The organism is Desertihabitans aurantiacus, from assembly GCF_003344635.1.
Classification (GTDB): Bacteria; Actinomycetota; Actinomycetes; order Propionibacteriales; family Propionibacteriaceae; genus Desertihabitans; species Desertihabitans aurantiacus.
The window spans coordinates 1-1,695 of sequence record NZ_QPKK01000457.1; the positions used below are offsets into that span (position 1 = coordinate 1).

Annotated in this window: 2 protein-coding genes; both read right to left on the minus strand. The window is 73.3% G+C overall.

The features are described 5' to 3' along the window. Positions 1-478: hypothetical protein (locus DVA66_RS20140; RefSeq protein WP_114561551.1), on the minus strand; the 478-nt coding region annotated here is incomplete at its 3' end. Between the two features lie 7 nt (positions 479-485). Next, a partial coding sequence (locus tag DVA66_RS20145) for a toxic anion resistance protein (RefSeq protein WP_232822099.1) occupies positions 486-1,695 on the minus strand: 1,210 nt, incomplete at its 5' end.

Here is a 1,695-nt window from a genome sequence, read left to right on the forward strand (position 1 = left end):
GGGCGCGGCCGAACCGGGCGGCCAGGAAGCGTCCGTGCTCGACCAGCGCCCGGGCGTCCGCGCGGACGGCGGCGTCGGCCAGCTGCTCGGTGCTCGCCGCCAGCAGGTCGAGCTGGTCCACCAGCAGCATCAGCGCGGTCCGGCCGCGGTCCAGCGGCCGCTCGTCGGCCCAGGACCGCGGCAGCCGCAGGTAGGCCTCGAGCGCCTCGGGCAGGTAGCTGGTGGCGGTGGCGACCACCGCGTGGCCCTCGACCGAGCCCAGGCCGAAGGTCCGCAGCCGGGGCAGCGCGGTGCGCACCGAGGTGTCGATCCGGGCGATCCGCGAGCGCACCGCCGGCGCCAGCCGCTCGGCCTCGGCGCGGGCCAGCACGCGGTCCAGGGCGGCGCGGACGTCGTCCTCGTCCGGGGCGGGCGGTGCCGGCTCCGGGTCGGGTGCGGGTGGCTCGCGACGCCCGGTGAGCCAGTCCCAGAAACCCATCGCCCGTTCAGCCGTCCAGGTCGAGCTGGGCCTCGACCTTGCTGCCCTCGTCCCGGCGCACCCGCTCCAGGTAGGCCCGCGACCGGACGACCTCCGACTCCAGGGTCCCGATCGTGGTGGACATGGTGTCGAGGGCGCGCAGCTTGAACTCGTCGATGGAGTCCATGGTGGCGTAGATGTTGGCGAAGGCGGCCTGCAGCTGCGGCAGCCCCACGCTGGAGGAGGCGGCCTGCTGCTGGATCTCCGCGGAGTTGTCCCGCAGCATCTCCGAGGTGCGCTGGATCAGCCCGGAGGTGGTGCTGTTGAGCGCGCCGATCTGGTCCAGCACCAGCTTCTGGTTGCCCAGCGCCTGGGCCACGATGACGGCGGTGCGCAGCGCGGAGACGGTGGTCGTGGTGGCCCGGTCGACGCCCTTGATGAGCTCGAGGTTGTTCTTGATGACGACGTCGATGGCCAGGTAGCTCTGGATCGAGACCGCCAGCTGGGTGAGCAGGTCCTGGTGCTTCTGGCGGACGTAGAAGAGCACGTCCTGCTGCAGCGAGCGGGCCTTGTCCGGGTCGCTCAGCTCGAGCTCGGCGATCTGGGCGGCCAGCCGGACGTCCAGGCGCTCGGCGATGTAGACGTACTGGTTGAGTCGGCCCATCGAGGCCCACAGGTGCTGCTTCTCCAGGTTGAGCGCCACGTTGTCGCGGGTCAGCTCGTCCTGGCCGTTGCGCAGGCTGTGCAGGATGCCGTCGAGCTGGGCCTGGGAGGACTGGTAGCGCCGGAAGTAGTCGACCACCTGGTCACCGAAGGGGATCAGCCCGAACAGCTTGCGGGTGCCGGTGGCGCGGCTGGGGTCGAGGTCCTCCACGGTGCGGCGCAGCTCCAGCAGGGTGCGACCCACCTTCGAGCCCTCGGCCAGACCGCCCTCGCGCAGCGCCTTCACCGGCGTCTGCAGCAGCCGGTTGGAGGTCTCGGCGGCCTTGCGGATCTCCGCGTCGCCCATGGTGCGCACGGCGTCGGCCTGGGCGGTCACCTCCGGCGAGCCGGCCTCGGCAGCGGCCAGCGTGCTGAGGAAGGACTCCACCCGGGCGTCCAGGGCGGGCACCTGGCTGGCCTCGACCGCCGGCGCCATCGCCGGCGCCTGGGTGGCGGTCACCACCGGCGGGGCGGGCGGGGGCTCGAGGGCGAACGCGGACGCCGTCGGCTCGGGCGGCGTGAGCGGGGCGGGGGCG